Source organism: Blastococcus sp. SYSU D00868 (genome assembly GCF_054050575.1).
In genome coordinates, this window is sequence record NZ_JBJGZO010000001.1 from 244979 (window position 1) to 269747 (window position 24769).

37 protein-coding genes are annotated in these 24769 nt (G+C 73.1%); 5 read left to right on the plus strand and 32 right to left on the minus strand.

Annotated elements, in window-relative coordinates:
* Positions 1-85: 85 nt before the first annotated feature.
* The 6 genes from glmS to ACI79F_RS01215 all read right to left on the minus strand — a co-directional run bounded on the left by glmS (position 86) and on the right by ACI79F_RS01215 (position 6207).
* Entirely contained in the window at positions 86-1975 is a 1890-nt protein-coding gene (gene glmS, locus ACI79F_RS01190; RefSeq protein ID WP_456546186.1) for a glutamine--fructose-6-phosphate transaminase (isomerizing), read from the minus strand.
* Between the two features lie 95 nt (positions 1976-2070).
* Complete coding sequence (gene glmM, locus ACI79F_RS01195; protein WP_456546187.1) at positions 2071-3423, minus strand: phosphoglucosamine mutase; 1353 nt, start codon at positions 3421-3423, stop codon at positions 2071-2073.
* A 19-nt stretch (positions 3424-3442) separates the two neighbouring features.
* Positions 3443-3862, minus strand: coding sequence for a 30S ribosomal protein S9 (rpsI, locus tag ACI79F_RS01200; protein ID WP_456546188.1), 420 nt, complete (start codon positions 3860-3862; stop codon positions 3443-3445).
* Entirely contained in the window at positions 3859-4302 is a 444-nt protein-coding gene (gene rplM / locus ACI79F_RS01205; protein WP_456546189.1) for a 50S ribosomal protein L13, read from the minus strand. Before rplM ends, rpsI begins: the two co-directional genes overlap by 4 nt.
* 220 nt (positions 4303-4522) lie before the next feature.
* Positions 4523-5722, minus strand: coding sequence for a DUF7373 family lipoprotein (locus tag ACI79F_RS01210; protein WP_456546190.1), 1200 nt, complete (start codon positions 5720-5722; stop codon positions 4523-4525).
* Positions 5719-6207, minus strand: a complete 489-nt coding sequence (locus tag ACI79F_RS01215) for a beta-class carbonic anhydrase (protein ID WP_456546191.1) — start codon at positions 6205-6207, stop codon at positions 5719-5721. The genes ACI79F_RS01210 and ACI79F_RS01215 overlap by 4 nt, the downstream gene beginning before the upstream one ends.
* A gap of 69 nt (positions 6208-6276) precedes the next feature.
* On the opposite strand from ACI79F_RS01215, the gene moeA reads away from it, so the two are divergent.
* Genes moeA through ACI79F_RS01230 form a run of 3 tightly spaced genes read left to right on the plus strand, consistent with a single transcriptional unit; the run spans position 6277 to position 8431 of the window.
* Positions 6277-7470: a molybdopterin molybdotransferase MoeA gene (gene moeA, locus ACI79F_RS01220; protein WP_456546192.1), complete on the plus strand. Its 1194-nt coding sequence runs from the start codon at positions 6277-6279 to the stop codon at positions 7468-7470.
* Complete coding sequence (gene moaC / locus ACI79F_RS01225) at positions 7467-7940, plus strand: cyclic pyranopterin monophosphate synthase MoaC (protein WP_456546193.1); 474 nt, start codon at positions 7467-7469, stop codon at positions 7938-7940. Before moeA ends, moaC begins: the two co-directional genes overlap by 4 nt.
* Positions 7937-8431 (plus strand): MogA/MoaB family molybdenum cofactor biosynthesis protein, encoded by a 495-nt coding sequence (locus ACI79F_RS01230; protein WP_456546194.1) that lies wholly within the window; start codon positions 7937-7939, stop codon positions 8429-8431. Before moaC ends, ACI79F_RS01230 begins: the two co-directional genes overlap by 4 nt.
* 164 nt (positions 8432-8595) lie before the next feature.
* Here ACI79F_RS01230 and fdhD read toward each other — a convergent pair whose 3' ends face one another.
* Complete coding sequence (fdhD, locus tag ACI79F_RS01235) at positions 8596-9423, minus strand: formate dehydrogenase accessory sulfurtransferase FdhD (protein WP_456546195.1); 828 nt, start codon at positions 9421-9423, stop codon at positions 8596-8598.
* Positions 9424-9475: 52 nt separating this feature from the next.
* On the opposite strand from fdhD, the gene mobA reads away from it, so the two are divergent.
* Both mobA and ACI79F_RS01245 read left to right on the plus strand, forming a co-directional pair.
* Complete coding sequence (gene mobA, locus ACI79F_RS01240; protein ID WP_456546196.1) at positions 9476-10072, plus strand: molybdenum cofactor guanylyltransferase; 597 nt, start codon at positions 9476-9478, stop codon at positions 10070-10072.
* Between the two features lie 30 nt (positions 10073-10102).
* Positions 10103-10765 carry an NAD(P)H-binding protein gene (locus ACI79F_RS01245; protein WP_456546197.1) on the plus strand — a complete coding sequence of 221 codons (663 nt, stop codon included), beginning with the start codon at positions 10103-10105 and terminating at the stop codon, positions 10763-10765.
* Here the strand turns inward: ACI79F_RS01245 and truA are convergent.
* The 25 genes from truA to rplP all read right to left on the minus strand — a co-directional run bounded on the left by truA (position 10752) and on the right by rplP (position 24769).
* Entirely contained in the window at positions 10752-11606 is an 855-nt protein-coding gene (gene truA, locus ACI79F_RS01250) for a tRNA pseudouridine(38-40) synthase TruA (protein ID WP_456546273.1), read from the minus strand. The genes ACI79F_RS01245 and truA overlap by 14 nt on opposite strands.
* Before the next feature lie 4 nt (positions 11607-11610).
* The gene (locus tag ACI79F_RS01255) at positions 11611-11991 is read right to left on the minus strand and encodes a hypothetical protein (protein ID WP_456546198.1); all 381 of its coding nucleotides are present in this window, start codon (positions 11989-11991) and stop codon (positions 11611-11613) included.
* Positions 11988-12632, minus strand: a complete 645-nt coding sequence (gene rplQ / locus ACI79F_RS01260) for a 50S ribosomal protein L17 (protein ID WP_456546199.1) — start codon at positions 12630-12632, stop codon at positions 11988-11990. Before rplQ ends, ACI79F_RS01255 begins: the two co-directional genes overlap by 4 nt.
* A gap of 177 nt (positions 12633-12809) precedes the next feature.
* On the minus strand, positions 12810-13874 hold the full coding sequence (locus ACI79F_RS01265) for a DNA-directed RNA polymerase subunit alpha (protein ID WP_456546200.1): 1065 nt from the start codon (positions 13872-13874) through the stop codon (positions 12810-12812).
* 155 nt (positions 13875-14029) lie between these two features.
* The gene (gene rpsD / locus ACI79F_RS01270; protein WP_456546201.1) at positions 14030-14656 is read right to left on the minus strand and encodes a 30S ribosomal protein S4; all 627 of its coding nucleotides are present in this window, start codon (positions 14654-14656) and stop codon (positions 14030-14032) included.
* Between the two features lie 35 nt (positions 14657-14691).
* Positions 14692-15099: a 30S ribosomal protein S11 gene (rpsK, locus tag ACI79F_RS01275; protein WP_014377968.1), complete on the minus strand. Its 408-nt coding sequence runs from the start codon at positions 15097-15099 to the stop codon at positions 14692-14694.
* Positions 15100-15202: 103 nt separating this feature from the next.
* Entirely contained in the window at positions 15203-15583 is a 381-nt protein-coding gene (rpsM, locus tag ACI79F_RS01280) for a 30S ribosomal protein S13 (protein WP_456546202.1), read from the minus strand.
* A gap of 15 nt (positions 15584-15598) precedes the next feature.
* Entirely contained in the window at positions 15599-15712 is a 114-nt protein-coding gene (gene rpmJ, locus ACI79F_RS01285) for a 50S ribosomal protein L36 (protein ID WP_012950458.1), read from the minus strand.
* Between the two features lie 74 nt (positions 15713-15786).
* Entirely contained in the window at positions 15787-16008 is a 222-nt protein-coding gene (gene infA, locus ACI79F_RS01290) for a translation initiation factor IF-1 (RefSeq protein ID WP_012950459.1), read from the minus strand.
* Positions 16009-16231: 223 nt separating this feature from the next.
* Complete coding sequence (gene map, locus ACI79F_RS01295; RefSeq protein WP_456546203.1) at positions 16232-17035, minus strand: type I methionyl aminopeptidase; 804 nt, start codon at positions 17033-17035, stop codon at positions 16232-16234.
* Between the two features lie 68 nt (positions 17036-17103).
* Positions 17104-17715, minus strand: a complete 612-nt coding sequence (locus ACI79F_RS01300; RefSeq protein ID WP_456546204.1) for an adenylate kinase — start codon at positions 17713-17715, stop codon at positions 17104-17106.
* Positions 17715-19025, minus strand: a complete 1311-nt coding sequence (gene secY / locus ACI79F_RS01305; RefSeq protein WP_456546205.1) for a preprotein translocase subunit SecY — start codon at positions 19023-19025, stop codon at positions 17715-17717. The genes ACI79F_RS01300 and secY overlap by 1 nt, the downstream gene beginning before the upstream one ends.
* 176 nt (positions 19026-19201) lie before the next feature.
* A complete protein-coding gene (gene rplO / locus ACI79F_RS01310) occupies positions 19202-19645 on the minus strand; it encodes a 50S ribosomal protein L15 (protein ID WP_456546206.1) in 444 nt (147 codons plus the stop codon).
* Positions 19646-19658: 13 nt separating this feature from the next.
* On the minus strand, positions 19659-19838 hold the full coding sequence (rpmD, locus tag ACI79F_RS01315) for a 50S ribosomal protein L30 (RefSeq protein ID WP_409328745.1): 180 nt from the start codon (positions 19836-19838) through the stop codon (positions 19659-19661).
* A gap of 1 nt (position 19839) precedes the next feature.
* Entirely contained in the window at positions 19840-20454 is a 615-nt protein-coding gene (gene rpsE / locus ACI79F_RS01320; protein WP_026857030.1) for a 30S ribosomal protein S5, read from the minus strand.
* 37 nt (positions 20455-20491) lie between these two features.
* Positions 20492-20899, minus strand: a complete 408-nt coding sequence (gene rplR, locus ACI79F_RS01325) for a 50S ribosomal protein L18 (RefSeq protein ID WP_456546207.1) — start codon at positions 20897-20899, stop codon at positions 20492-20494.
* Positions 20899-21438 carry a 50S ribosomal protein L6 gene (rplF, locus tag ACI79F_RS01330; protein WP_456546208.1) on the minus strand — a complete coding sequence of 180 codons (540 nt, stop codon included), beginning with the start codon at positions 21436-21438 and terminating at the stop codon, positions 20899-20901. The genes rplR and rplF overlap by 1 nt, the downstream gene beginning before the upstream one ends.
* 15 nt (positions 21439-21453) lie before the next feature.
* On the minus strand, positions 21454-21858 hold the full coding sequence (gene rpsH / locus ACI79F_RS01335) for a 30S ribosomal protein S8 (protein ID WP_456546209.1): 405 nt from the start codon (positions 21856-21858) through the stop codon (positions 21454-21456).
* A gap of 173 nt (positions 21859-22031) precedes the next feature.
* Entirely contained in the window at positions 22032-22217 is a 186-nt protein-coding gene (locus ACI79F_RS01340; protein ID WP_012950469.1) for a type Z 30S ribosomal protein S14, read from the minus strand.
* A gap of 34 nt (positions 22218-22251) precedes the next feature.
* Positions 22252-22836, minus strand: coding sequence for a 50S ribosomal protein L5 (rplE, locus tag ACI79F_RS01345; RefSeq protein WP_456546210.1), 585 nt, complete (start codon positions 22834-22836; stop codon positions 22252-22254).
* 5 nt (positions 22837-22841) lie between these two features.
* Positions 22842-23201, minus strand: coding sequence for a 50S ribosomal protein L24 (rplX, locus tag ACI79F_RS01350; RefSeq protein WP_456546211.1), 360 nt, complete (start codon positions 23199-23201; stop codon positions 22842-22844).
* A 2-nt stretch (positions 23202-23203) separates the two neighbouring features.
* Complete coding sequence (gene rplN, locus ACI79F_RS01355) at positions 23204-23572, minus strand: 50S ribosomal protein L14 (RefSeq protein WP_029433456.1); 369 nt, start codon at positions 23570-23572, stop codon at positions 23204-23206.
* Positions 23573-23811: 239 nt separating this feature from the next.
* Positions 23812-24123 (minus strand): 30S ribosomal protein S17, encoded by a 312-nt coding sequence (gene rpsQ, locus ACI79F_RS01360; protein WP_456546212.1) that lies wholly within the window; start codon positions 24121-24123, stop codon positions 23812-23814.
* Entirely contained in the window at positions 24120-24353 is a 234-nt protein-coding gene (rpmC, locus tag ACI79F_RS01365) for a 50S ribosomal protein L29 (protein ID WP_091929105.1), read from the minus strand. Before rpmC ends, rpsQ begins: the two co-directional genes overlap by 4 nt.
* A complete protein-coding gene (rplP, locus tag ACI79F_RS01370; protein WP_409328739.1) occupies positions 24353-24769 on the minus strand; it encodes a 50S ribosomal protein L16 in 417 nt (138 codons plus the stop codon). The genes rpmC and rplP overlap by 1 nt, the downstream gene beginning before the upstream one ends.

Consider the following 24769-nt stretch of genomic DNA (forward strand, 5'->3'; position numbering starts at 1 on the left):
GCGGCGGCGGGGGGCCCCCGGGGGGGGGGGGGGGGGCGCCCCCCCCCCCCACGATCGGGTCAGCTGATCCCGGCCGCGGGCGGGCTCACTCGACGGTGACGGACTTGGCCAGGTTGCGCGGCTGGTCGACGTCGTATCCGCGGGTGTCGGCGATCTCGCAGGCCAGCACCTGCAGCGGCACGGTGGTGACCACCGGCGCCAGCAGGGTGGGCGTGCGCGGCACCCGGATCACGTGGTCGGCGTAGGGGACGACGTCCTCGTCGCCCTCCTCGGCGATCACGATGGTGCGCGCCCCGCGGGCCCGGACCTCCTGGATGTTGGAGACGACCTTGCCGTGCACCGACTCCCGGCTGCGCGGCGACGGGACGACGACGACCACCGGCGTCCCCTCGTCGATCAGCGCGATCGGCCCGTGCTTGAGCTCGCCGGCGGCGAAGCCCTCGGCGTGGATGTAGGCCAGCTCCTTGAGCTTGAGCGCGCCCTCCAGCGCCACCGGGAAGGCGACGTGCCGGCCGAGGAACAGGATGGTGTTCGCGTCGGCCAGCGAGCGGCCGAGCTCGCGCACCGGCTCCATCTGCTCGAGCACCTCGGCGACCTTGTCCGGCAGGCCGCGCAGGTCCTCCACGATCGCGGCGACCTCGTCCTCGAACTTGATCCCGCGCACCTGGGCGAGGAACAGCCCGACCAGGTAGCAGGCCACGACCTGGGTGGTGAAGCCCTTGGTCGAGGCGACGGCGACCTCGGGGCCGGCGTGGGTGTAGAGGACGGCGTCGGACTCCCGCGGGATCGTCGAGCCGTTGGCGTTGCAGATGGCCAGCACGCGGGCCTTCTGGTCCTTCGCGTGCCGCAGCGCCATCAGGGTGTCCATCGTCTCGCCGGACTGGCTGATGACGACGACCAGCGTCGAGCGGTCCAGCACCGGGTCGCGGTAGCGGAACTCGCTGGCCACCTCGACCTCGACCGGGATCCGGGTCCAGTGCTCGATCGCGTACTTGGCGATCAGGCCGGCGTGGTAGGCGGTGCCGCACGCCACGACGAACACCTTGTCGATGTCGCGCAGGTCCTGGTCGGACAGCCGCACCTCGTCGAGCACCAGCTGGCCGGTCTCGCCGAGCCGGCCCAGCAGGGTGTCGGCGACGGCCCGCGGCTGCTCGGCGATCTCCTTGAGCATGAACCAGTCGTAGCCGCCCTTCTCGGCGGCGGCGGCGTCCCAGTCGACGGTGTACGCCGTGGGCTCGGCCGGGGCGCCGGAGAAGTCGGTGACCGTCAGCCCGCGGGTGCGGTCGATCTCCACGACCTGGTCCTGGCCGAGCTCCCGGGCCTCGCGGGTGTGTGCGATGAACGCGGCGACGTCGGAGCCGAGGAAGTACTCGGGGGTCCCGTCCGCGGCCTCTCCGACGCCCACCACCAGCGGGCTGTTGCGGCGGGCGGCGACCAGGGTGTCGGGCTCGTCGGCGTGGGTGGCGACGAGGGTGAACGCCCCCTCCAGCCGGCGGCAGACCGCGCGCATGGCCTCGGCGAGGCGGTCCGGCCCGGCGGGGAGCTCGTCGTAGGCGGCGGCCAGCAGGTGGGCCGCGACCTCGGTGTCGGTGTCGGAGGAGAACTCGACGCCGCGCTCCTGGCACTGCGCCCGCAGCGCCGCGAAGTTCTCGATGATGCCGTTGTGGATCACCGCCACCCGGCCGTCGGCCGACAGGTGCGGGTGGGCGTTGCGGTCGGTCGGGCCGCCGTGGGTCGCCCAGCGGGTGTGCCCGATGCCGATGGTGGAGGGCGGCAGCGGCGCGTCGGCCAGCACCTTCTCCAGGTTGGCCAGCTTGCCGGCCTTCTTGGCCGCCGCGAGCTCACCGCTCGCGCCGTCCCCCACCCGGACGGCCACGCCCGCCGAGTCGTACCCCCGGTACTCCAGCCGGCGCAGGCCCTCCAGGACGACGTCCAGGGCGTCCTGCGGGCCGACGTAACCCACGATGCCGCACATTCGCCCCACGGTACCGGGGGAAGGGGACCGCTCCGTCCCGTGACACCGCGCCGCCCCACCCGGGAGAGGGGGATCACGCGGGCGCCCCCGTGCGGTCAGCCGACGGCGGCGACGACCTCGGCGAGGCGGTGGGCGACGTCGTCGGCCTGCTCCTGGGTGGGCGCCTCGACCATCACGCGGACGAGCTGCTCGGTGCCCGAGGGCCGCAGCAGCACCCGGCCGTCCTCGCCGAGCTCCGCCTCGACGGCGTTGACCGCCTTGGCGACGGCCTCGCTCTCCACGACGGCGATCCGGTCGCGCACCGGCACGTTGACCAGCACCTGCGGCAGCCGCTCCACGACCGAGGCCAGCTCGGCCAGCGAGGCGCCGGTGGTGCGCATCCGGCCCAGCAGGGACAGGCCGGTGAGCAGCCCGTCGCCGGTGGTCGCGTGGTCGAGGAAGACCAGGTGGCCGCTCTGCTCGCCGCCGAGGCTGAGCTCGCCGCGGCGCAGCGCCTCGAGCACGTAGCGGTCGCCGACGGCGGTGGTCTGCACGGCGATCCCGGCCTTGCGCATCGTGTGGTGGAAGCCGAGGTTGCTCATGACCGTCGCGACGACGGTGTCCTGGCGCAGCCGGCCGCGCTCCTTGAGCCCCAGCGCGCACACGGCGAGGATCGCGTCGCCGTCCACGAGGCTGCCGTCGGCGGCGACGGCCAGGCAGCGGTCGGCGTCGCCGTCGTGGGCGATGCCGAGGTCGGCGTCGAACGCCCGCACGGCCTCGGTGAGCGGGCCGAGGTGGGTGGAGCCGATCCCGTCGTTGATGTTCCAGCCGTCGGGCTCGCCGCCGATGACGTGCACCGTGGCGCCCGCCCGGCGGTAGACCTCGGGGCCGACGCCGGCGGCGGCGCCGTGCGCGCAGTCCACGACGAGCGTGAGCCCGGCCAGCGGCTGGTCGACGGTGCCGAGCAGGTGCGCGGCGTAGCGCGCCGGGCCGTCGGTGAGGTCGCGCACCCGGCCGATCCCGGCGCCGACGGGCCGGTGCCCGTCGGTGCGGCGGCGCTGCGTGGTGACCGTGTGCTCGATCGCCGCCTCGACGGCGTCGGGGAGCTTGTGCCCGCCGCGGCTGAACAGCTTGATGCCGTTGTCGGGCATCGGGTTGTGGCTCGCGGAGATCATGACGCCGAGGTCGGCGCCGGTGTCCGCGGTCAGGAAGGCGACGGCGGGCGTGGGCAGCACGCCCACGCGCAGCACCTCGGCGCCCGCGCTCGAGAGGCCGGCCACGACCGCGGCCTCGAGCATCTCCCCGCTGGCGCGGGGGTCGCGCCCGACGACCGCGACGGGACGCGTGGTCCCGTCGCGGTCGGCGAGCACTCCTGCGGCGGCGCGTGCCACCGCCAGGGCCAACTCCGGCGTGAGGTCGTCGTTGGCCCGACCCCGGACGCCGTCGGTCCCGAAGAGTCTCCCCCCCATGGGATCGACGTCGCCTGGGTCAGCGCTTGCTGTACTGCGGCGCCTTGCGGGCCTTCTTGAGGCCGTACTTCTTGCGCTCCTTGACCCGCGCGTCGCGGGTGAGGAAGCCGGCCTTCTTCAGGGCCGGGCGGTCCTCGGCCTCGACCTGGATCAGGGCGCGGGCGATGGCCAGGCGCAGCGCGCCGGCCTGCCCGGTGACGCCGCCGCCCTTGAGCAGGCCCACGACGTCGTACTGCTCGGCCTTCTCCAGCGTCACGAACGGCTCACGGATGAGCTGCTGGTGCACCTTGTTCGGGAAGTACTCCTCGAGGGTGCGGCCGTTGAGCTTGAACTGGCCGGTGCCGGGCAGCAGCCGCACGCGGACGACGGCCTCCTTGCGCCGGCCGACGGTCTGGACGGGACGCCCCTCGGCGTCGGTCACGGTCAGCGAGCTGGTCACTGGGCCACCTGCTTGATCTCGTAGGTCTGGGGCTGCTGCGCGGCGTGCGGGTGCTCGGGCCCGGCGTACACCTTCAGCTTCTTGAGCATCTGACGGCCCAGGCTGTTGTGCGGGAGCATGCCCTTGATCGCGCGCTCGATGACGCGGTCGGGGTGCGTGCGCAGCTGCTGGCCGACCGGGATCGCCTTGAGGCCGCCCGGGTAGCCGGAGTGGCGGTAGGCCATCTTCTCGTCGCGCTTGGAGCCGGTCAGGGCCACCTTGCCGGCGTTCACGATGACGACGAAGTCACCGACGTCGACGTGCGGGGCGTACTGGGGCTTGTGCTTGCCGCGGAGCAGGATCGCGGTCTGGCTGGCGAGTCGACCGAGCACCACGTCGGTGGCGTCGATGACGTGCCAGGCCCGGGAGACCTCTCCGGGCTTGGGGGTGTACGTGCGCACGGCGCTCGTGTCCTCCGTCGTCGTCGGGATGGCTGGTGGGATCGCCTCACCGAGCACGGGAGACGGAAACGGCGCGCGCGCACCAGCCGGCGGCCGCGCACCAGCCGACGACGATACCAGCTGACGGAACGGAGGCTCCGCCCGCCGCCGGCTCCTGGGACGGCCCCCTCGCCGGGCCCCGCCGCGAGCCTGCGAGCGGCGGGGGGCGAGGGGTCCTTCCTCATCCGTCGATCAGGTCCCGCTGGGCCGGCAGCAGCTCGTTCATCCGGGTGTGGTCGTCCGGGGCCGCCAGCCCGCCGACGTCGACGCTGGCCAGGAAGGTCCGGAAGCCGACGTAGCAGCGCTGGTAGAACGCGCCGTCCCCGGTGTCGAAGACGAAGCAGGGGGCCTCCGGGATGGCCGGCAGCACGAACGGGGTGCCGCCGAACGCGGTGGTCTCCAGCTCGCGGAACCCGTTGTAGACGGCGTTGGTCTGGTCGACGGTACCGAACCGGTAGACCGCGACGGCGTAGAGCGTGCTGCCCTCCTCGGACTGCTTGGCGTAGAAGCCGGAGAACCCGTTGGCGCCGAGCAGGTCGCGCTCGCGCGCCGGGTCGATCGCGATCCGCAGGTAACCCTCGAAGTCGTACGGGCCGGAGAAGTCGTTGAAGTCCCCCGGCGGGTCCAGCGTCATCGACTGCAGGCCGTCGGGGTCGGTCGGCAGGGAGGGGACGTCGGCCTGCGGGGTCGGCGTGAAGCCCTCGAGCAGGGTCACCTGGTCGCCCAGCACGCGGGTGATGTCGTCGCCGGCGGAGGCGGCGGGGCCCTCGTGGTAGACGTAGGCGACCATCCGGCCGACAGGCACGAAGGCCTGGACGGTGGCGTCGGAGCCGTCCTGCAGCAGCAGCGCCCCGCCGTCGACGTCCACGTCGACCGGCTCGAAGCCGTTGATCGCCTGCGCCTCGACCAGCTCCTCGGCCGCCTGGGCGGCCGACTCCGGGTCGGACAGCTCCATGGCGAGGGTGAGCGTGGCGTAGGTGCCGTCGGCGGTCTGGTTGCACTGCCCCCAGGCGGTCACGAAGCCCCAGCGCTCCAGGATCGGCGCCGCCGAGTCGGCCACGAAGTAGCCGGCCTCCAGCCCCGCGGCCGAGGTGGCGGGCCCCGAGGGGAAGCAGGTCTCGGTGCGGTCGGGGAAGCTCGTCTGCACCAGCGCGGTGACCGAGGCGATCCGGTGCGCCTCCAGGAGCAGGCCCACGCCCGGCGCCGGCGGCGGGGTGACGTCGATGTCCGGCTCGGGCGGCTCGGTGGTCTCCGGCGCGCTCGAGCTGGTCGACGGCGCGGCGGTGCTCGCGGGAGCCGCCGAGCCCTCCACGGTGCTGGTGCACCCGGCGAGGGCGGCCAGCAGCAGGCCCGCGGCCAGGGACCGCCGGCGGCGGGTCACGCCTCGACCTGGCGCAGGCGGCCGGTGGTGACGTCGTAGACGGTGCCGCGGATCTCCTTGGACAGCAGGTACGGGCTCTCCCGGAGCAGCCGGATGGACTCCCGCACGTCCTCGTCCACGTCGGTGAAGGTGCGCGCCGGCCACGGCGGCCGGTGGCCGGTGGCCTGCTCGACGAGGTCGGCGAAGGACGCGTCGTCGGTCTTCTGCAGGCCGCAGTCGGTGTGGTGCACCAGCACGATCTCCCGGGTGCCCAGGACGTGCTGGGAGATCGTCAGCGACCGGATGGTGTCGTCGGTGATGACGCCGCCCGCGTTGCGGATGACGTGCGCGTCGCCGACGGCCAGGCCCAGGAGCGGGAACAGCGGCATCCGGGAGTCCATGCAGGCCACGACCGCCACCTTGCGCGCCGGGGCGACGGGCAGGGCGCCGACGAAGGTCTCCGCCCACCGCTCGTTCGCCGCCAGCATCCCCTCGAACTCGGCCATCCACCGTCTCCTTCCGCGTCTGCCAGGGCGGATAGAGGCTAGCGGCGGTCCGTCGGCCAGGATGGCGGGGTGCGAACGGTCGAGGAACACCGGGCAGTGGTCGGCGGCCTGCTGCCGGCGATGACGGCCGAGCGGGTGCCGCTGGCGCAGGCGCACGGCCGGGTGCTGGCCGCGGACCTGCCCGCGCTGGTGGCGCTGCCCGGCTTCGACAACTCGGCGATGGACGGCTACGCCGCCCGCGCCGCCGAGCTGGCGCAGCTGCCCGCACGGCTGCCGGTGGCCGACGACGTCCCGGCCGGCCGCACCGACGTCCGCCCCCTGGCGCCGGGCACGGTCCAGCGGGTCATGACCGGGGCGCCGCTGCCGGACGGCGCGGACGTGGTGGTGCCGGTGGAGCTCACCGACGCCCGCACCGACGTCGTGGAGATCCGCGACTGCCCCGCCGCCGGCACCCACCTGCGCCGGGCCGGCGAGGACATCGCCGCCAGCAGCGTCGCGCTGCCCGCCGGCACGCCGCTGGGTGCGGCGCAGCTGGGCCTGGCCGCCGCGGTCGGGTACCGCGAGGTGCCCGTCGCCCGGCGGCCGCGCGTGCTCGTCCTGTCCACCGGCAGCGAGCTGGTCGAGCCCGGCGCGGAGCTGCTGCCCGGGCAGATCTACGAGTCCAACTCGGCGCTGCTGGCCGCCGCCGTGGTGGACGCCGGCGGGACCGCCCGGACGCTGCACTTCGTGCCCGACGACGTCGACCAGTTCCTCACCGCCGTCCGCGCCGAGCTGGCCACGGCCGACCTCCTGATCACCAGCGGCGGGGTGAGCGCGGGCGCCTACGAGGTGGTCAAGGACGCCTTCGCCGCGCTGGGCACCGTCGAGTTCGTCAAGGTCGGCATGCAGCCCGGCGGGCCGCAAGGCGCGGGCACGGTGGACGGCGTCCCGGTCGTGACGCTGCCCGGCAACCCGGTGAGCTCGTTCGTCTCGTTCGAGGTGTTCGTCCGGCCCGCGCTGCGCCGGGCGCTCGGCCACGCCACGCCCGACCGGCTGCACGCACCCGCCGTGCTCACCGACCCGCTGCGCTCCCCGCCCGGCCGCCGCCAGTTCCTGCGCGGCCGCTACGACGGCGGGCGGGTCTCCCAGGTCGGCGGGCCCGGCTCCCACCTCGTCGCCCACCTCGCGCGCGCCAACTGCCTGGTCGTCGTCCCCGAGGACGTCACCGAACTGCCCGCCGGCGCCTCCGTGGACGTCGTGCTGATCGAGGGAGCCCTCCAGTGACAGAGCAGCGACTGACGCACGTCGACGAGTCCGGCGCCGCCCGGATGGTGGACGTCTCGGCGAAGGCGGTGACCGCCCGGGAGGCCACCGCCGCCGGCCGGGTCCTGGTCAGCCCCGAGGTGGTCGCGCTGCTGCGCGGCGAGGGCGTGCCCAAGGGCGACGCCGTGGCGGTGGCGCGGATCGCCGGCATCGCCGGGGCCAAGCGGACGCCGGACCTGGTCCCGCTGTGCCACCCGATCGCGCTGCACGGCGTGACCGTCGAGCTCGAGGTCACCGACGACGCCGTCGAGATCACCGCCACCGCGCGCACCGCCGACCGCACCGGCGTGGAGATGGAGGCGCTCACCTCCGTCGCGGTCGCCGGGCTGACCATGATCGACATGGTGAAGGCGGTGGACCCGCGGGCCTCGATCACCGACGTGCGGCTGCTGGCCAAGTCCGGCGGCAAGAGCGGGGAGTGGCGGCGGTGACGCCGCTGCCGGAGGGGGCGCGGGCGGTGGTGGTCACCGCGTCCAACCGGGCGTCGGCGGGGGTCTACGAGGACCGCAGCGGGCAGGTGCTGGCCGAGGGGCTGCGCGGGCTGGGCTTCGCCGTCGAGGGCCCGCACGTGCTGCCCGACGACCGGGCGGCGCTCGCGGGGGTGCTGCGCGAGGCGGTGGCGTCGGGCGCGGACGTCGTCCTCACCACCGGCGGCACCGGCCTCTCCCCCACCGACGTCACCCCCGAGGCCACCCGCGACGTGCTGGAGCGCGAGGCGCCGGGGATCGCCGACGCGGTCCGCCGCTACGGCGCGCCGCAGGTGCCCACCGCGGTGCTCTCCCGCGGCCTGGCCGGCACCGCCGGGCGGACGCTGATCGTCAACCTGCCCGGCTCCACCGGCGGCGTGCGCGACGGCCTCGCCGTCCTCGGGCCGCTGCTCCCCCACGTCGTCAGCCAGCTCCGCGGCGGCGACCACGCCTGACGTCGATGACACTGCGGCGCTCCGCGTCGCACCGCGGCCAGGTGCCGTCCCCTGCCTGACGTCGCCCTCCGGGCGACACCGCGGCCAGGTGCCGTCCCCTGTTGCGCTGAGCCCCCTCCGTCACTCCTCGCGGAGGCCTCCGGCCCCCACTCGTCGTGACGAGTTCACACCCCGGTGATGCGCTCGGTCCGCGTGTAGACGTTGCAGCCGTCGCCGCGGAGGAAGCCGACCAGGGTGATGCCGGCGTCCTCGGCCAGCTCCACCGCCAGGGACGACGGCGCCGACACCGCCGCCAGCACCGGGATGCCGGCCATCGCCGCCTTCTGGGTCAGCTCGAAGCTGGCCCGGCCGCTGACCACCAGCACGTGCCCGGCCAGCGGCAGCCGCCCGGTGCGGACGGCGTCGCCCACCACCTTGTCCACGGCGTTGTGCCGGCCGACGTCCTCCCGCAGCGCGACCAGCTCGCCGTCGGCGGTGAACAGCCCCGCCGCGTGCAGGCCGCCGGTCTTGTCGAACACCTGCTGGGCGGCGCGCAGCCGGTCGGGCAGCGCCAGCAGGGTGGCCAGCGGCAGCCGGGCCGGGTCCCCGGCGACGTCGTGCCGGGTCCGGGTCCGGATCGCCTCGATGCTCGCCTTGCCGCAGACGCCGCAGGAGCTCGAGGTCAGGAAGTTGCGGTCCAGCGCGGTGTCCGGCGCCTCGACGCCCGGCGCCAGGTCCACGTCGACGACGTTGTAGGTGTTGCGCCCGTCGGCGTCCACGGAGTCGCAGTAGCGCAGCGCCAGGACGTCGGCCTCGGAGGCGATGACGCCCTCGGTGGCGAGGAAGCCGTGCACCAGGTCGAAGTCGTCGCCGGGCGTGCGCATGGTGACCGCCAGCGGGGTGCCCGACAGCCGGATCTCCAGCGGCTCCTCGGCCGCCACGGTGTCCGGCCGGGTCGTGCGGTGCTCCCCGCGGATCCGCAGCACCGGCGTCCGGCTCGTGACTCGTCCCACGTCCGGCGACGGTACCCACGCCGCGGCGCTCCGCGCGTCCTACGGTCGTCCCGTGCCCCCGCTGCCGCCCTACGCCGCCGTCGTCCTCGCCGGCGGCCGCGCGGCCCGGCTGGGCGGCCAGGCCAAGCCGCAGCTGTCCGTCGGCGGGCGCTCCATGCTCGCCGCCGTCCTCGCCGCGGTCGCCGACGCCGCGCCGCGGGTGGTGGTCGGGCCGCCGCAGCCGGTGCCCGACGCCGTCGTCGTCCTCCGGGAGGACCCGCCGGGCGGCGGCCCGGTCGCGGCGATGCGCGCCGGCCTGGCGCGGGTGGACGCCGACGTGGTCGCGGTGCTGGCCGGCGACCTGCCGTTCCTCACCGGGGCGGTCGTGGCGGGGCTGCGGGAGCGGCTGACCGGGGACGGCGTCCTGGTCGTCGACGGCGCCGGCCGCGACCAGCTGCTGCTCGGCGTCTGGCGGACGGCGGCGCTGCGGGCCGCGCTCGCCGGGGCGGCCGCCCACGCGCCGGTGCGCCGGGTGCTGGCCCCGCTGACCGTCACCCGCTGGCGCCCCGAGGTGGCCCCCGGCCGGCCGGCCCCGTGGACCGACTGCGACACCCCCGCCGACCTGGCCCGGGCCCGGGCCGCCGCGGCGGGTCAGGTGCCGGCGGGGTGAGCCCGCGGCCGCACGGGTAGGGGCCCGGGCATGCGCGTCGTCGTCGCCGGTGCCCACGGTCAGGTCGCCCGCCGCCTCGGCCGGCTGCTGTCGGCCCGCGGGGACACCGTCGTCGGGATCGTCCGCAACGCGGCCCACGCCGGGGACCTCCGCGCCGACGGCGTCGAGCCGGCGGTGCTGGACCTCGAGTCCGCCTCCGTCGACGACGTGGCCGCGGTCGTCCGGGGCGCCGACGCCGTCGTCTTCGCGGCCGGCGCCGGCCCGGGCAGCGGCATCCCCCGCAAGGACACCGTCGACCGGGCCGCCGCGGTGCTGCTCGCCGACGCCGCGGAGCGGGCCGGGGTGCGTCGCTACCTGCTCGTCTCGTCCATGGGGGTCGACCGGGTGGCCGGCGGGGCGACGCCCGAGGGGGTGGACGAGGTCTTCACCGCCTACCTGCGGGCGAAGCTGGCCGCCGAGGAGACCGTCCTGGCGCGCCCGGCGCTGGCGGTCACCGTCCTGCGACCCGGCGGGCTGACCGACGAGCCCGGCACCGGGCGGGTCACCCTGGCGCCCTCGGTGGACCGGGGCTCGGTGCCGCGGGACGACGTCGCCGCGGTCCTGGCCGCCCTGCTCGACGCCCCGCGCGACGGCGCCGTGCTGGAGCTGGTGTCCGGACCGACGCCGGTCGCCGAGGCGGTCAGCTCGTCCTGAGCGCGCGCGTCCGCTCGGCGCGGGCGGCCAGCTCCTCGTCGGGCGGGTAGTCGACCGCCACGAGGGTGAGCCCGCCGGGCGGGACGACCGGCACCTCGCTGGAGCGCTCCCGCGCCGACAGCAGGCCGGCCGGCCACTCCGGCGGGCGCCGCCCCTCCCCCACCGCCGTCAGCGCGCCGACCAGGCTGCGCACCATCGAGTGGCAGAACGCGTCCGCCGTGGCGAACACCTGCACCAGGTCGCCGTCGCGCTCGGCGCGGAGCTCGAGCAGCGTGCGGATGGTCGTGGCGCCCTCCCGGCGGCGGCAGAAGGCGGCGAAGTCGCGCATGCCGACCAGCAGCCGGGCGGCGGCGTCCATCGCCTCGGCGTCCAGCCGGCGGGGCCAGCCGACCGTGTCGGCGCGGCGCAGCGGGGGCGGCCCGGCGTCGGCGTCGGCGAGCCGGTAGACGTAGTGGCGGGCCAGGGCGCCGAAGCGGGCGTCGAAGGCGGCGGGGACCTCGCGGACCGCGGTCACGGCGATGTCGGCGGGCAGCACGCCGCGCAGCCGGCGGACCAGCTTCGCGTGCTGCTCCTCCCACGCCTCGCGCGGGACGTCGGCGTGGGCGACCTGCCCGGTGGCGTGCACGCCGGCGTCGGTGCGGCCGGCGACGGTCAGCGACACGGGGCGGCGCAGCACCCGCGCCAGCCCCTCCTCGAGGTCGGCCTGCACGGTGCGCCCGTGCGCCACGGGCTGGCGGGCCCAGCCGTGCAGCGCGGTCCCGTCGTAGGCGATGTCGAACCGGAGACGGACGAGCCCGCCACCGGTTCCGGTGGCGGGCTCGTCGGCGTGCTGGGCGCTCAGGGCGTCACTGCGGGTCGGGGGCGGAGTCGCCGCCCTCGTACTGCTGGCTCGCGGTGGCGGCGTCACCGAGCTCGGCGGCCTCGATCTCAGCGGCGGCCGCGTCGGCGACCTCCGGGGAGAGCGTGGGGTCGTCGACGACGGCGACGTTCTGCCGGTGCGGCTCGCCCTCCACCGCGGCGGTGTCCTGGCGCTCGCCGTCGGGGTTGTAGAGGTCGGTGACGACCTCCTGGGCCTCGGGGTCGACCGTGGGGTGGGCGGGGTCGGATGCGGTCACCGCGGGCGAGGTGTCGCCGCCGGGCCCGGTGGTCTCGCCCTCGACGGTGGCCCCCTGGTCGCCCCCGCCGACGGGGACGCCGGAGGCGCCGGGGCTGCCCGGCTCGGTCACCTGGCGCCGTCCGCGTCCGGGTCGTTGCCCTCGGCCGGCTCGTCGGCCGCCTCGGCGCCCGCCTCCGTGGCGTCGGCGGTCTCGGCGGCCGTCTCGTCCACGACGTCCGCGGTCTCGTCCGACGGGTCGACGTCGGCCGGGGCGTCGGCGTCGGCCTCGGCCGGCGCGGTGGTCTCGAGGGCGTCCGCGGTGACCTCGCCGCTGGCGGCGGCCGCGCCGGCGCCGGACGCGAAGCGGGTGCCGCGGGCGCGCTCGGCCTCGCCGACGGCCTGCTGGCCGACGGTCAGGGCCTCCACCAGCTCGATGACCGCCATGGGGGCGTTGTCGCCCTTACGCGGGCCGACCTTGGTGATCCGGGTGTAGCCACCGGGCCGGTTCTCGTAGCGGGGCCCGATCTCGGCGAACAGGTGGTGGACGACGTCCTTGTCCCGGATCGTCGTCATGACCTGGCGACGGGCGTGCAGGTCACCGCGCTTGGCGAAGGTCACCAGCTTCTCGGCCAGCGGGCGCAGCCGCTTGGCCTTCGCCTCGGTGGTGGTGATCCGGCCGTGCTCGAACAGCGAGGTGGCCAGGTTCGCCAGCATCAGCCGCTCGTGCGACGGGGAACCGCCGAGACGGGGGCCCTTGGTGGGGGTGGGCATGTCGGTCCTTCCTCAGGCGGCCGGGCGGGCGTGCCGGCTGCATCCGTGCTGCTGTCGTCGCCTCACCTCGCCCGCTCGGGCGGAGGGTGGCTGCGCTGGGGTGCCTCGGGAACCAGTGTGGCGGCTCCCGAGACGGCGCCGGACGGCGGGGTGTCCCGCCGTCCGGCGCCGGAGTGCTCAGAGCTGCTCGGTCTCCTGGTACGCGGCGTCGCCGTAGTCGGCGCCGTCGGCGTACCCGGTGGTCTGGTACGCGTCGGTCTCGTACCCCTCGTCGTAGCTCTCGATGGAGCTGGGGATGAACCCGGGCGGGCTGTCCTTGAGCGCCAGGCCCATGGCCGCCAGCTTCATCTTGACCTCGTCGATCGACTTCGCACCGAAGTTGCGGATGTCGAGCAGGTCGGCCTCGGAGCGGGTGACGAGCTCACCGACGGTGTGCACGCCCTCGCGCTTGAGGCAGTTGTAGGACCGGACGGTGAGGTCCATGTCCTCGATCGGCATCGAGAAGTTCGCGATGTCCGCGGCCTCGGCCGGGCTGGGCCCGACCTCGATGCCCTCGGCGTCCAGGTTCAGCTCGCGCAGCAGGCCGAACAGCTCGACCAGCGTGGAGCCGGCGCTGGCGATGGCGTCGCGCGGGGCGATCGACGGCTTGGTCTCGACGTCCACGACCAGGCGGTCGAAGTCGGTCCGCTGCTCGACGCGGGTCGCCTCGACCGCGTAGGTCACCTTGAGGACCGGCGAGTAGATCGAGTCGACCGGGATGCGGCCGATCTCCTGGCCGGGCTGCTTGTTCTGCGGCGCCGGCACGTAGCCGCGGCCCCGCTCGACGACCAGCTCGATCTCCAGCCGGCCCTTGCCGTTCAGGGTCGCGATGTGCAGCTCGGGGTTGTGCACCTCGACACCGGCCGGCGGCGCGATGTCCGCGGCGGTGACCTCACCGGGGCCCTGCTTGCGCAGGTACATGGTCACCGGCTCGTCCGAGTCGGAGCTGACCACGAGGCCCTTGAGGTTGAGGATGATCTCGGTGACGTCCTCCTTGACGCCCGGCACGGTGGTGAACTCGTGCAGGGTGCCCTCGATCCGGATGCTGGTGACAGCGGCTCCGGGGATCGACGACAGCAGGGTGCGACGCAGGGAGTTGCCGAGGGTGTAGCCGAAGCCCGGCTCGAGCGGCTCGATGACGAACCGCGAGCGCTGCTCGGTGATCGTCTCCTCGGTCAGGGTGGGGCGCTGTGCGATGAGCACGGTCGTTCTCCTTCGTGTCCTCCGGCGACCGCCATATGACGCCGTGAGGGGGTGGTGCTGGCTCCGGCGGACATCGGTCCGCCCGCCGGAGCCGTGGCCCCGTCCCGAGGCTCGCCCCGAGCGTGCGAGGGGTGAGGAGGACGGGGTCCTTCGACCTACTTGGAGTAGAGCTCGACGATCAGCTGCTCCTGCACGGGGGTGTCGATCACCTGGCGGGCCGGCACGCTGTGCACGAGCACGCGCAGCTGGTTGCTGATGACCTCCAGCCACGGCGGCACGGGGCGCTCGCCGGCGCGGGCCTGGGCGACCTCGAACGGCATCATGGTGCGGGACTTCTCCGCCACCTCGATGATGTCGTTGGCGCTGACCCGGAACGACGGGATGTCGACCTTGCGGCCGTTCACCCGGATGTGGCCGTGGCGCACCAGCTGGCGGGCCATGTCGCGGGACTCGGCGAAGCCGGCCCGGTAGACCACGTTGTCCAGGCGCGACTCGAGGATCTGCAGCAGGACCTCACCGGTCTTGCCCGACTTCTTGTTCGCCTCCTCGTAGTAGCCGCGGAACTGCTTCTCGAGGACGCCGTAGATGCGGCGGGCCTTCTGCTTCTCCCGCAGCTGCAGGAGGTACTCGCTGTCCTTGCTGCGGCCGCGACCGTGCTCGCCCGGCGGGTAGGGCCGAATCTCGATCGGGCACTTCGGGGACTCGCACTTGCTGCCCTTGAGGAACAGCTTCATCTTCTCGCGCCGGCACATGCGGCAGTCGGCTCCGGTGTAACGGGCCACGTCAGGTACTCCTCGTCAGTCTCGTGAGTGGCCGGTCAGACCCGGCGGCGCTTCTTGGGGCGGCAGCCGTTGTGCGGCTGCGGCGTCACGTCCTGGATCTGACCCACCTCGAGGCCGGTGGCCTGCAGGGAGCGGATCGCGGTCTCCCGGCCGGAGCCAGGGCCCTTCACGAAGACGTCGACCTTGCGCATGCCGTGCTCCTGCGCCTTGCGCGCGGCGTTCTCGGCGGCCATCTGCGCGGCGAACGGCGTGGACTTGCGGGAGCCCTTGAACCCGACGTGCCCGGCGGAGGCCCAGCTGATCACGTTCCCGTTGGGGTCCGTGATCGACACGATCGTGTTGTTGAAGGTGCTCTTGATGTGCGCGGCACCGTGGGCGACGTTCTTCTTCTCCTTGCGGCGGACCTTCTTGGCACCAGCCGCGGCGCGAGCCCTGGGAGGCATGTCTCTCCGGTTTCCTTCAGCTTTTCAGTGGCCAGATGCGGCACACGCAGCGCGCCGTCGCTCCCGCCCTCACGGGTCGCCGCGACGGCGCGCGCTGCGTGGCTTACTTCTTGCCGGCCTTCTTCTTGCCGGCGATGGTCTTGCGCGGGCCCTTGCTCGAGCGCGCGTTCGTGCGGGTGCGCTGCCCGTGGACGGGGAGCCCACGGCGGTGACGCAGCCCCTGGTAGCACCCGATCTCCACCTTGCGACGGATGTCGGCGGCCACCTCGCGGCGCAGGTCACCCTCGACGCGGAAGTGCTCGTCGATGTAGTCGCGCAGCTTCAGCAGGTCCTCGTCGCTGAGGTCCTTGGCGCGCAGGTCGGGGCTGACGCCCGTCGCGGCCAGGGTCTCCTTGGCGTGGGCCTTGCCGATGCCGTAGATGTAGGTGAGCGCGATCTCCATCCGCTTCTCGCGGGGCAGGTCGACGCCGGCCAGTCGTGCCATGTCTCAGGTACTCCCTCAGCCCTGCCGCTGCTTGTGGCGGGCGTTGTCGCAGATGACCATGACCCGGCCGTGCCGGCGGATCACCTTGCACTTGTCGCAGATCTTCTTCACCGACGGCTGGACCTTCACCGGTGCCGCCCCTCATTCCTGTCGATCGTGAGCCGGTCGCGGCCCGCCCGGGATCGGGCGCCGCGACGCGGCGGTTACTTGTACCGGTAGACGATGCGACCGCGGGTCAGGTCGTAGGGCGAGAGCTCCACGACCACTCGGTCCTCGGGCAGGATGCGGATGTAGTGCTGCCGCATCTTGCCGCTGATGTGGGCGAGCACCCGGTGCCCGTTCTGCAGCTCCACCCGGAACATCGCGTTGGGCAGCGGCTCGACGACGCGACCCTCGACCTCGATGGCCCCGTCCTTCTTCGCCATGCCCTACACGGCCTCCCTGACTCGGTCTCCGCCCACGCCGGGACCCGGCGCGACGGTGGTGGTTTGTGGAACAGATGGTGCACGGACGTCCTCGCGAGGGCGCCCTGGGTCGTGCGGCCACAGCACGACGACAGGGCGGCGCGAACGCCGTCGTTCACTGTACCCCGCCGCAGCGGGGCCCTCCAACCCGGCCTCCGTCACAACGGAACCCGGGCCGCCGGTGCTACTGGCGCGGGGTGATCCCGAACGGGGCCAGGCCGGCCACGCCGCCGTCCTCCGCGGTGAGGACCCACGGGCCCTCGGGGGTGACGGCGACCGTGTGCTCGAAGTGGGCGGCGCGGGACCCGTCCTTGGTGACGACGGTCCAGCCGTCCTCGAGCTCCACGGTCGCGGGGTCGCCGACCGTGACCATCGGCTCGATGGCCAGCGCCAGTCCGGGGACCAGCCGCGGGCCCCGGCCGGGGCGGCCGTAGTTGAGCACGTGCGGGTCCTGGTGCATCTCGGTGCCGATGCCGTGCCCGCCGTAGTGGTCGACGATCCCGTAGGGGTGCGCCTCGGCGGCGATGACCTGCTCGACCGCGTGGCTGATGTCGGTGAGCCGGTTGCCGGCCACGGCCGCCGCCAGCCCCGCCCACATCGACCGCTCGGTCACCGCCATGAGGGCGGCGTCCTCGGCCGAGGGCTCCCCCACGGTCACCGTCACGGCGGAGTCGCCGTGCCAGCCGTCGAGGATCGCCCCGCAGTCGATCGAGATGTTGTCGCCCTCGGCGAGCGCCCGCGCCGGGTTCGGGATCCCGTGCACGATCTCGTCGTTGATCGACGCGCAGATGCTGCCGGTGAAGCCGTGGTAGCCCAGGAAGGACGGGATGGCGCCGGCGCTGCGGATCGTGTCCTCGGCGATGGCGTCGAGCTCACCGGTGGTGACGCCGGGACGCACCGCGGCGCGCACGGCCCCGAGCGCCCGGGCCACGACGAGGCCGGCCGCCCGCATGAGCTCGAGCTCGTGCGGGGTCTTGATCTGGATCATCCGTCCACTCCACTTCGCCAGGAGGGGCAGGCGGGTGAGGATCCCGGCCGACATGGTCTGCCGTGCGCCTACTCGGCGTCCTGCTGCCCGACCGCGCCGGGGGTCCGCCCGAGTGCCCGCAGGGCCCGCGCGGTGACCTCCTCGACGCTGCCGATGGCGTCGATGCGGGCCAGCAGCCCCTCGCCCTCGTAGAACCCCGACAGCGGCGCGGTCTGTTCCCGGTAGACCTGCAGGCGGTGCCGCACGGTCTCGGGCTTGTCGTCGTCGCGCTGCACCCACTCGCCGTCGACGAGCACCCGGCGGCCGGAGAGCCGGCGCACCAGCTCGTCCTCGTCCACGACGAGCTCGAGCACGCGGTCGAGGCCGTGGCCGAGCTCGGCCAGCGACGCCCGCAGCTGCTCGGCCTGCGCGATGGTCCGGGGGAACCCGTCGAGCAGGAAGCCGGCCTTGGCGTCGGGCTCGCCGAGCCGGTCGCGCACCATCGCGACGGTGATCTCGTCGGGCACCAGGTCGCCGGCGTCCATGAAGGCCTTGGCCTTCATGCCCAGCTCGGTCCGCCCGCTGACGTTGGCGCGGAAGATGTCGCCGGTGGAGATGGCGGGCGCGCCCAGCTCCGCGGCGATGAACTGCGCCTGGGTCCCCTTGCCCGCGCCGGGAGGGCCGAGCAGGACGACGCGCACTACTTCAGGAACCCTTCGTAGTTGCGCTGGTTGAGTTGCGTCTCGATCTGCTTCACCGTCTCCAACCCCACTCCGACCATGATGAGCACCGCGGTCCCGCCGAACGGGAAGTTCTGGTTCTGCCCCTCCTGCGTCACCGAGAGGAACAGGTTGGGCAAGACTGCCACGAGCCCCAGGTAGATCGAGCCGGGGAGGGTGATGCGGGACAGCACGTACTGCAGGTACTCCGCCGTCGGGCGCCCGGGCCGGATGCCGGGGATGAAGCCGCCGTAGCGCTTCATGTCGTCGGCGCGCTCCTCCGGGTTGAACGTGATCGACACGTAGAAGTACGTGAAGAACACGATCAGGCCGAAGTAGATCGCGATGTGCGCCCAGCTGCTCTGGTCGATGACGTAGTTCTCGAAGAACCGTCGGACCGGGCCCGTCTCGTCGCCCTGCAGCTGCGTGATGAGCTGCGGGAGGTACAGCAGCGACGAGGCGAAGATGACCGGGATGACGCCGGCCTGGTTCACCTTCAGCGGCAGGTAGGTCGACGTCCCGCCGTACATGCGGCGGCCGACCATCCGCTTGGCGTACTGCACCGGGATCCGGCGCTGGGCCTGTTCGACGTAGACCACCGAGGCGATGATCACCACGGCGAGGAGGCAGATCAGGGTGAAGACGACGCCGCCGCGGGTCTGCAGGATCGAGCCGCCCTCGGCGGGGATGCGGGCCGCGATGGAGGTGAAGATCAGCACGGACATGCCGTTGCCGATCCCCTTCTCGGTGAGCAGCTCGCCGAGCCACATGATCACGGCCGTGCCGGCGGTCAGCGCGATGACCAGGATGACGGTCGTCCAGATGGAGTCGGACGGGATGATCTGTTCCGCGCAGTTCGGGAAGAGCTGGCCGCTGCGCGCCAGGGCGATGATGCCGGTGCTCTGCAGGACGGCGAGCGCGATCGTGAGGTAGCGGGTGTACTGGGTCAGCTTCTGCTGGCCCGCCTGCCCCTCCTTCTTCAGCTGCTCGAACCGCGGGATGACCACGACGAGCAGCTGCACGATGATGCTCGCCGTGATGTACGGCATGATGCCGAGCGCGAAGACCGACAACCGGAGCAGCGCGCCGCCGGAGAACAGGTTGACCAGCGAGTAGACGTCGCGCTGGTCGGAGGCCTGGGCGAGCTCGAGGCAGTTGTTGATGGCCTCGACGGAGACACCGGGGCCGGGGACCGCGGCCCCCAGCCGGTAGACGGCGATGATCCCCAGGGAGAACAGGATCTTGCGCCGGAGGTCTGGCGTCCGGAACGCCGCGGCGAACGCCTGCAGCACGTGCCCTCCCCGAGTCGGTCGTGTGAGGTTAGCAATCGGAGGTCCCCGCTCTCCGCAGCGCTCGCGGGCGGGCGCCGGCTCCGGACGGACCGGAGACGAGGCGGGGGCCGGGCAGCAGACGACCCCCGGGGCGCACACCTCCCGTCAGGAGGTGCGCCCCGGGGGTCATCGGCTCGTCAGACGAGGGTGGTGCTGCCCCCGGCGGCGGCGATCTTCTCCACGGCGGACGAGGAGAAGGCGTGCGCGTGCACGTCCACCGCGATGCCGCCGAGGTCGCCGGTGCCGAGCACCTTGACCGGCTGGCCGCGGCGGACGGCGCCCGCCTCGACCAGCGCGTCGGCGTCGACGGTGCCGCCCTGCGGGAACAGCGCCGCGATCCGGTCGAGGTTGACGACCTGGAAGACGACCTTGTTCGGGTTCTTGAAGCCCGACAGCTTGGGCAGCCGCATGTGCAGCGGCGTCTGCCCGCCCTCGAAGCGCGCGGAGGTGTTGCCGCGCGCGCCGGTGCCCTTGGTCCCGCGGCCGGCCGTCTTGCCCTTGGAGCCCTCGCCGCGACCCACGCGGGTCTTGGGGGTGTGGGCGCCCTTGGCCGGGCGCAGGTGGTGGACCTTGAGAGTCATGGTGAGTCCCTGCTCAGATCTCTTCGACGGTGACCAGGTGCGGCACCGTGGCGACCATCCCGCGGATCTCGGGACGGTCCTCCTGCACGACCGAGTCGTTGATCCGCTTGAGGCCCAGCGAGCGCAGCGTCTGCCGCTGGTTGGGCTTCGTGCCGATCGCCGACCGGATCTGGGTGACCTTCAGCTGAGCCATGTCAGACCCCCTGACCCGCACGCGCCCGCAGCATGGCGGCCGGGGCGACGTCCTCGAGGGGCAGACCGCGGCGCGCCGCGATCTCCTCGGGACGCACGAGGTCCTTCAGCGCCTGCATGGTCGCGTGGACGATGTTGATCGGGTTCGAGGAGCCGAGGCTCTTCGACAGCACGTCGTGGATGCCGGCGCACTCCAGGACGGCGCGCACCGGGCCACCGGCGATGACACCGGTACCGGGGCTGGCCGGCTTGAGGAGCACGACGCCGGCCGCCGCCTCACCCTGCACGGGGTGCGGGATGGTGCTGGCGATGCGCGGCACCTTGTAGAAGTGCTTCTTGGCCTCCTCGACGCCCTTGGCGATCGCCGCGGGCACCTCCTTGGCCTTGCCGTAGCCGACGCCCACGGTGCCGTCGCCGTCGCCCACGATCACCAGGGCGGTGAAGCTGAAGCGCCGACCACCCTTGACGACCTTGGACACGCGGTTGATGGCCACCACGCGCTCGATGTAGTTGCTCTTCTCGGCAGGAGCGCCGCCCGGCCCCCGGCCGCCGTCACGACGGTCGCGGCGGTCGTTACCGCCGCCGGCGCCGCCGCCGCGTCGCTGTGGTCCTGGCATCAGACGTCCCTCTCGATCTCGATGTGCGTGCTCGTCATCAGAAGTCCAGACCACCCTCGCGCGCGCCGTCGGCGAGCGCGGCGATCCGGCCCTGGTAGCGGTTGCCGCCGCGGTCGAACACCACCGCGGTGATGCCCGCGGCCTTGGCCCGCTCGGCCACGAGGGCGCCCACCTGGCGGGCCAGGGCGGACTTGTCGCCCTCGGCGCTGCGCAGGCTGGCGTCCAGCGTGGAGGCGCTGACCAGGGTGTGGCCCACGGTGTCGTCCACGACCTGCGCGTGGATGTGGCGCGAGCTGCGCTTGACCACCAGGCGCGGGCGCTCCGGCGTGCCGGAGACCCGCTTGCGCAGCCGGTTGTGCCGCCGCAGCCGGGAGACCCGGCGCGCGGTGCTGATGTCGGTGCCGACCGGGGTGTGCACCCGAGCGGCCTTCTCGGTCTGTGCCATCACTTACCCGTCTTCCCGACCTTGCGCTTGACGACCTCACCCTGGTAGCGCACGCCCTTGCCCTTGTACGGGTCGGGGCGACGCAGCTTGCGGATGTTGGCCGCGACCTGGCCCACCTGCTGCTTGTCGATGCCGGCCACCCGCAGGCGGGTCGGTGACTCGACGGTGAACGTGATGCCCTCCGGCGCCTTGACGGGAACCGGGTGGCTGAACCCGAGGGCGAACTCCAGGTCCGACCCGCGGGCCTGGACCCGGTAACCGACGCCGACGATCTCGAGGGTCTTCGTGTACCCCTCGGTGACGCCGGTGATCATGTTGGCGATGAGGGTGCGCGACAGCCCGTGCAGGGCGCGGCTCTCCCGCTCGTCGTCCGGCCGGGCCACCTGCAGCGTGCCGTCCTCACCGCGGGACACCGTGATCGGCGCCGCGACGGTGTGGGACAGGGTCCCCTTGGGGCCCTTCACGTTGACGGTCTGGCCCTCGATGGCGATGTCCACGCCACCGGGCACCGGAATCGGGAGTCGTCCGATCCGTGACATCTCTGCTCGCTCCTCTTACCAGACGTAGGCGAGGACTTCCCCGCCCACGCCCTTCTTGTTCGCCTGGCGGTCGGTGAGCAGGCCGGTCGAGGTGGAGATGATCGCCACCCCGAGGCCGCCGAGCACCTTCGGCAGCGCGTTGGACTTCGCATAGACCCGCAGGCCCGGCTTCGACACCCGCCGGACACCGGCGATGCTGCGCTCACGGTTGGGGCCGTACTTGAGGTCGACGACCAGCTCCTTGCGGGTGGCGCCGTCCTTCTCGACCTCGTTGACCTTCCAGCCGGCGATGTACCCCTCCTGCTGGAGGATCTCGGCGATGTGCGTCTTCAGCTTGGAGGACGGCATCGTCGTCGAGTCGTGGTACGCCTGGTTGGCGTTGCGGATGCGCGTGAGCATGTCCGCGATCGGGTCGGTCATCGTCATGGGTGTCGTGCCTCTCTCGCCGCGGTTCCGCACGCGGACCTCGCGTGGGCCTCTCGGCGATCGGTGGTGCTACGGATGGTGCGCCGGCGGACTCGGGTGAGTCCGGAACGGCCCCGGTGCAGGGACCCGCAGCGCGCGGAGCGTGCTGTGGGGGGCACCGGGGTCCTTCACCAGCTGGACTTGCTCACGCCGGGGAGCTCGCCCGCGTGCGCCATCTCCCGCAGGCAGATCCGGCAGAGGCCGAACTTGCGGAAGACGGAGTGCGGGCGGCCGCAGCGCTGGCAGCGGGTGTAGCCGCGGACCGCGAACTTCGGCTTGCGGGCCGCCTTGTTGATCAGGGCCTTCTTGGCCATCTCGGTCTCCTGTACCTCTCTCGAAGGCCCGGGCTCAGCGGGTCGTCGGGACGACGGGCTGGCCGGCGAAGGGGAAGCCGAGCAGGCGGAGCAGCTCGCGACCCTCGTCGTCGTTGGTGGCGGTGGTGACCAGCGTGATGTCCATGCCGCGCGGCCGGTCGATCTTGTCGACGTCGATCTCGCGGAACATCGACTGCTCGGTCAGGCCGAACGTGTAGTTGCCGTGGCCGTCGAACTGCTTGGCGTTCAGGCCGCGGAAGTCACGGATGCGGGGCAGGGCCAGCGACAGCAGCCGGTCCAGGAACTCCCACATGCGGTCGCCGCGGAGGGTCACCTTCGCGCCGATCGGCATGCCCTCGCGCAGCTTGAACTGCGCGATGGACTTGCGGGCGCGGACGACGGCCGGCTTCTGGCCGGTGATCGCGGTGAGGTCGCGGACCGCGCCGTCCATCAGCTTGGCGTCGCGGGTGGCCTCGCCGACGCCCATGTTGACGACGATCTTGGTCAGCCGCGGGATCTGCATGACGTTCTCGTAGCCGAACTCCGACTGCAGCGCCGGCACGATCTCCTCGCGGTACCGGGCCAGGATGCGGGGCAGCTCACGGGTGGGTGCGCTCATGAAGCTCACAGGTCCTTACCGGTGCGCCGCGAGACCCGGATGCTGCGGCCTTCCTCGTCCTTGCGGTAACCGACCCGGGTCGGCTTGTCCTCGGAGTCGATCACCATCACGTTGCTCACGTGGATGGGAGCCTCCTGGGTGACGATCCCGCCCTGCTGCGCGCCGCGCTGGTTCGAGCTGACCCGGGTGTGCTTCTTGACCCGGCCCACGCCCTCGACGAGCACCTTCTGCGTCTGCGGGTAGGCGGCGATGACCCGGCCCTTCGCGCCCTTGTCCTTGCCGGACAGCACGACGACGGTGTCGCCCTTCTTGACCTTCATCGACGGCGCCTTCTTGGTGCCGGGGTCGTTCTTGTGGGCAGCCATGCTCACAGCACCTCCGGAGCGAGCGAGATGATCCGCATGAAGCGCTTGTCGCGCAGCTCCCGGCCGACGGGGCCGAAGATGCGCGTGCCGCGCGGGTCGCCGCTGTCGCGGATGATGACGGCGGCGTTCTCGTCGAAGCGGATGTAGGAGCCGTCCGGACGACGGCGCTCCTTCACGGTGCGGACGACGACGGCCTTGACCACGTCGCCCTTCTTCACACCGGCACCCGGCAGCGCGTCCTTCACGGTGGCGACGATGACGTCACCGATGCCCGCGTAGCGTCGCCCGGATCCGCCGAGGACACGGATGCAGAGGATCTCCTTGGCACCCGTGTTGTCGGCGACCCGAAGTCGCGACTCCTGCTGGATCACGTCTCTTACTCCCAGATCTCAGTGGTGACAGCCGGGCCGGAACGGTGAACCGGCTGTCCGGTACCCACGTGCGGACGCACCGGCGGCTGGGCCGCCGGTGCTCACCGTCGCGCGGGGTACCGGGATGCGGCGCGCACCCGAGGGGGCGCCAGTCGTCCAGAGTACCTGCTCCGGACACGGCCCCGGAGGGCCGGTCGGCCGGGCCCGCCTCGCGACGGGACCCGGCCACGGTGGTGCGACTACTTGGCCTTCTCGAGGACCTCGACCAGCCGCCACCGCTTGGTGGCCGACGTGGGCCGGGTCTCCATGATCTGCACGCGGTCGCCGATGCCGGCGACCCCCTGCTCGTCGTGCGCCTTCAGCTTGCTCGTCCGGCGGATGACCTTGCCGTAGAGGCCGTGCTTCACGCGGTCCTCGACCTCGACGACGATGGTCTTCTCCATCTTGTCGCTGACCACGAGGCCCTCACGGACCTTGCGGTAGCCACGGCCGGCCAGACCGGGGCCGGTCGCCGTCGCGTCGTTGGCGGTCGCCGACTGGCTCTCGCTCATGCCACACCCTCGTTCGGGGCGACCGACAGGCCCAGCTCGCGCTCACGCATGATCGTGTAGATCCGCGCGATGTCGCGGCGGACGGTCTGCAGCCGCCGGTTGTTGTCCAGCTGGCCGGTGGCCACCTGGAACCGCAGGTTGAACAGTTCTTCCTTGGACTCGCGCAGCCGCGAGGCGAGCTCGTCGACCGAGAGCTCGCGCAGCTCCGGAGCGGTCAGACCGGCGGCCATCACACCTCTCCTTCACGCGTGATGAAGCGGCACTTCATGGGCAGCTTGTGGATCGCGCGGCGCATGGCCTCGCGGGCGACCGGCTCGGCCACACCGGAGAGCTCGAAGAGCACCCGGCCCGGCTTCACGTTGGCGACCCACCACTCGGGCGAGCCCTTGCCGGAGCCCATGCGGGTCTCGGCCGGCTTCTTGGTGAGCGGGCGGTCCGGGTAGATCGAGATCCACACCTTGCCGCCACGGCGGATGTGCCGCGTCATGGCGATACGGGCGGACTCGATCTGCCGGTTGGTCACGTACGCCGGCTCCAGGGCCTGGATGGCGTAGTCACCGAAGTTGATCGCGGTGCCGCCCTTGGCCCGGCCGGACCGGCTCGGGTGGTGCTGCTTGCGGTGCTTGACGCGCCGTGGGATGAGCAT

Coding starts and splice junctions, on each gene's coding strand:
- rplR (WP_456546207.1), bottom strand. CDS start 20,899: ATGGCACAGACCGAGAAGGCCGCTCGGGTGCACACCCCGGTCGGCACC.
- rpsQ (WP_456546212.1), bottom strand. CDS start 24,123: ATGAGCGAGAGCCAGTCGGCGACCGCCAACGACGCGACGGCGACCGGC.
- rplO (WP_456546206.1), bottom strand. CDS start 19,645: ATGACTCTCAAGGTCCACCACCTGCGCCCGGCCAAGGGCGCCCACACC.
- rplX (WP_456546211.1), bottom strand. CDS start 23,201: ATGGCTGCCCACAAGAACGACCCCGGCACCAAGAAGGCGCCGTCGATG.
- rpsH (WP_456546209.1), bottom strand. CDS start 21,858: ATGACCGACCCGATCGCGGACATGCTCACGCGCATCCGCAACGCCAAC.
- glmM (WP_456546187.1), bottom strand. CDS start 3,423: ATGGGGGGGAGACTCTTCGGGACCGACGGCGTCCGGGGTCGGGCCAAC.
- rpsE (WP_026857030.1), bottom strand. CDS start 20,454: ATGCCAGGACCACAGCGACGCGGCGGCGGCGCCGGCGGCGGTAACGAC.
- rpmD (WP_409328745.1), bottom strand. CDS start 19,838: ATGGCTCAGCTGAAGGTCACCCAGATCCGGTCGGCGATCGGCACGAAG.
- rpmC (WP_091929105.1), bottom strand. CDS start 24,353: ATGGCCGCCGGTCTGACCGCTCCGGAGCTGCGCGAGCTCTCGGTCGAC.
- ACI79F_RS01215 (WP_456546191.1), bottom strand. CDS start 6,207: ATGGCCGAGTTCGAGGGGATGCTGGCGGCGAACGAGCGGTGGGCGGAG.
- rplP (WP_409328739.1), bottom strand. CDS start 24,769: ATGCTCATCCCACGGCGCGTCAAGCACCGCAAGCAGCACCACCCGAGC.
- rpsK (WP_014377968.1), bottom strand. CDS start 15,099: ATGCCTCCCAGGGCTCGCGCCGCGGCTGGTGCCAAGAAGGTCCGCCGC.
- infA (WP_012950459.1), bottom strand. CDS start 16,008: ATGGCGAAGAAGGACGGGGCCATCGAGGTCGAGGGTCGCGTCGTCGAG.
- rpsM (WP_456546202.1), bottom strand. CDS start 15,583: ATGGCACGACTGGCCGGCGTCGACCTGCCCCGCGAGAAGCGGATGGAG.
- rplQ (WP_456546199.1), bottom strand. CDS start 12,632: ATGCCCACCCCCACCAAGGGCCCCCGTCTCGGCGGTTCCCCGTCGCAC.
- map (WP_456546203.1), bottom strand. CDS start 17,035: ATGATCCAGATCAAGACCCCGCACGAGCTCGAGCTCATGCGGGCGGCC.
- rplF (WP_456546208.1), bottom strand. CDS start 21,438: ATGTCACGGATCGGACGACTCCCGATTCCGGTGCCCGGTGGCGTGGAC.
- rplE (WP_456546210.1), bottom strand. CDS start 22,836: ATGAGCGCACCCACCCGTGAGCTGCCCCGCATCCTGGCCCGGTACCGC.
- ACI79F_RS01340 (WP_012950469.1), bottom strand. CDS start 22,217: ATGGCCAAGAAGGCCCTGATCAACAAGGCGGCCCGCAAGCCGAAGTTC.
- glmS (WP_456546186.1), bottom strand. CDS start 1,975: ATGTGCGGCATCGTGGGTTACGTCGGCCCGCAGGACGCCCTGGACGTC.
- ACI79F_RS01245 (WP_456546197.1), top strand. CDS start 10,103: ATGCGCGTCGTCGTCGCCGGTGCCCACGGTCAGGTCGCCCGCCGCCTC.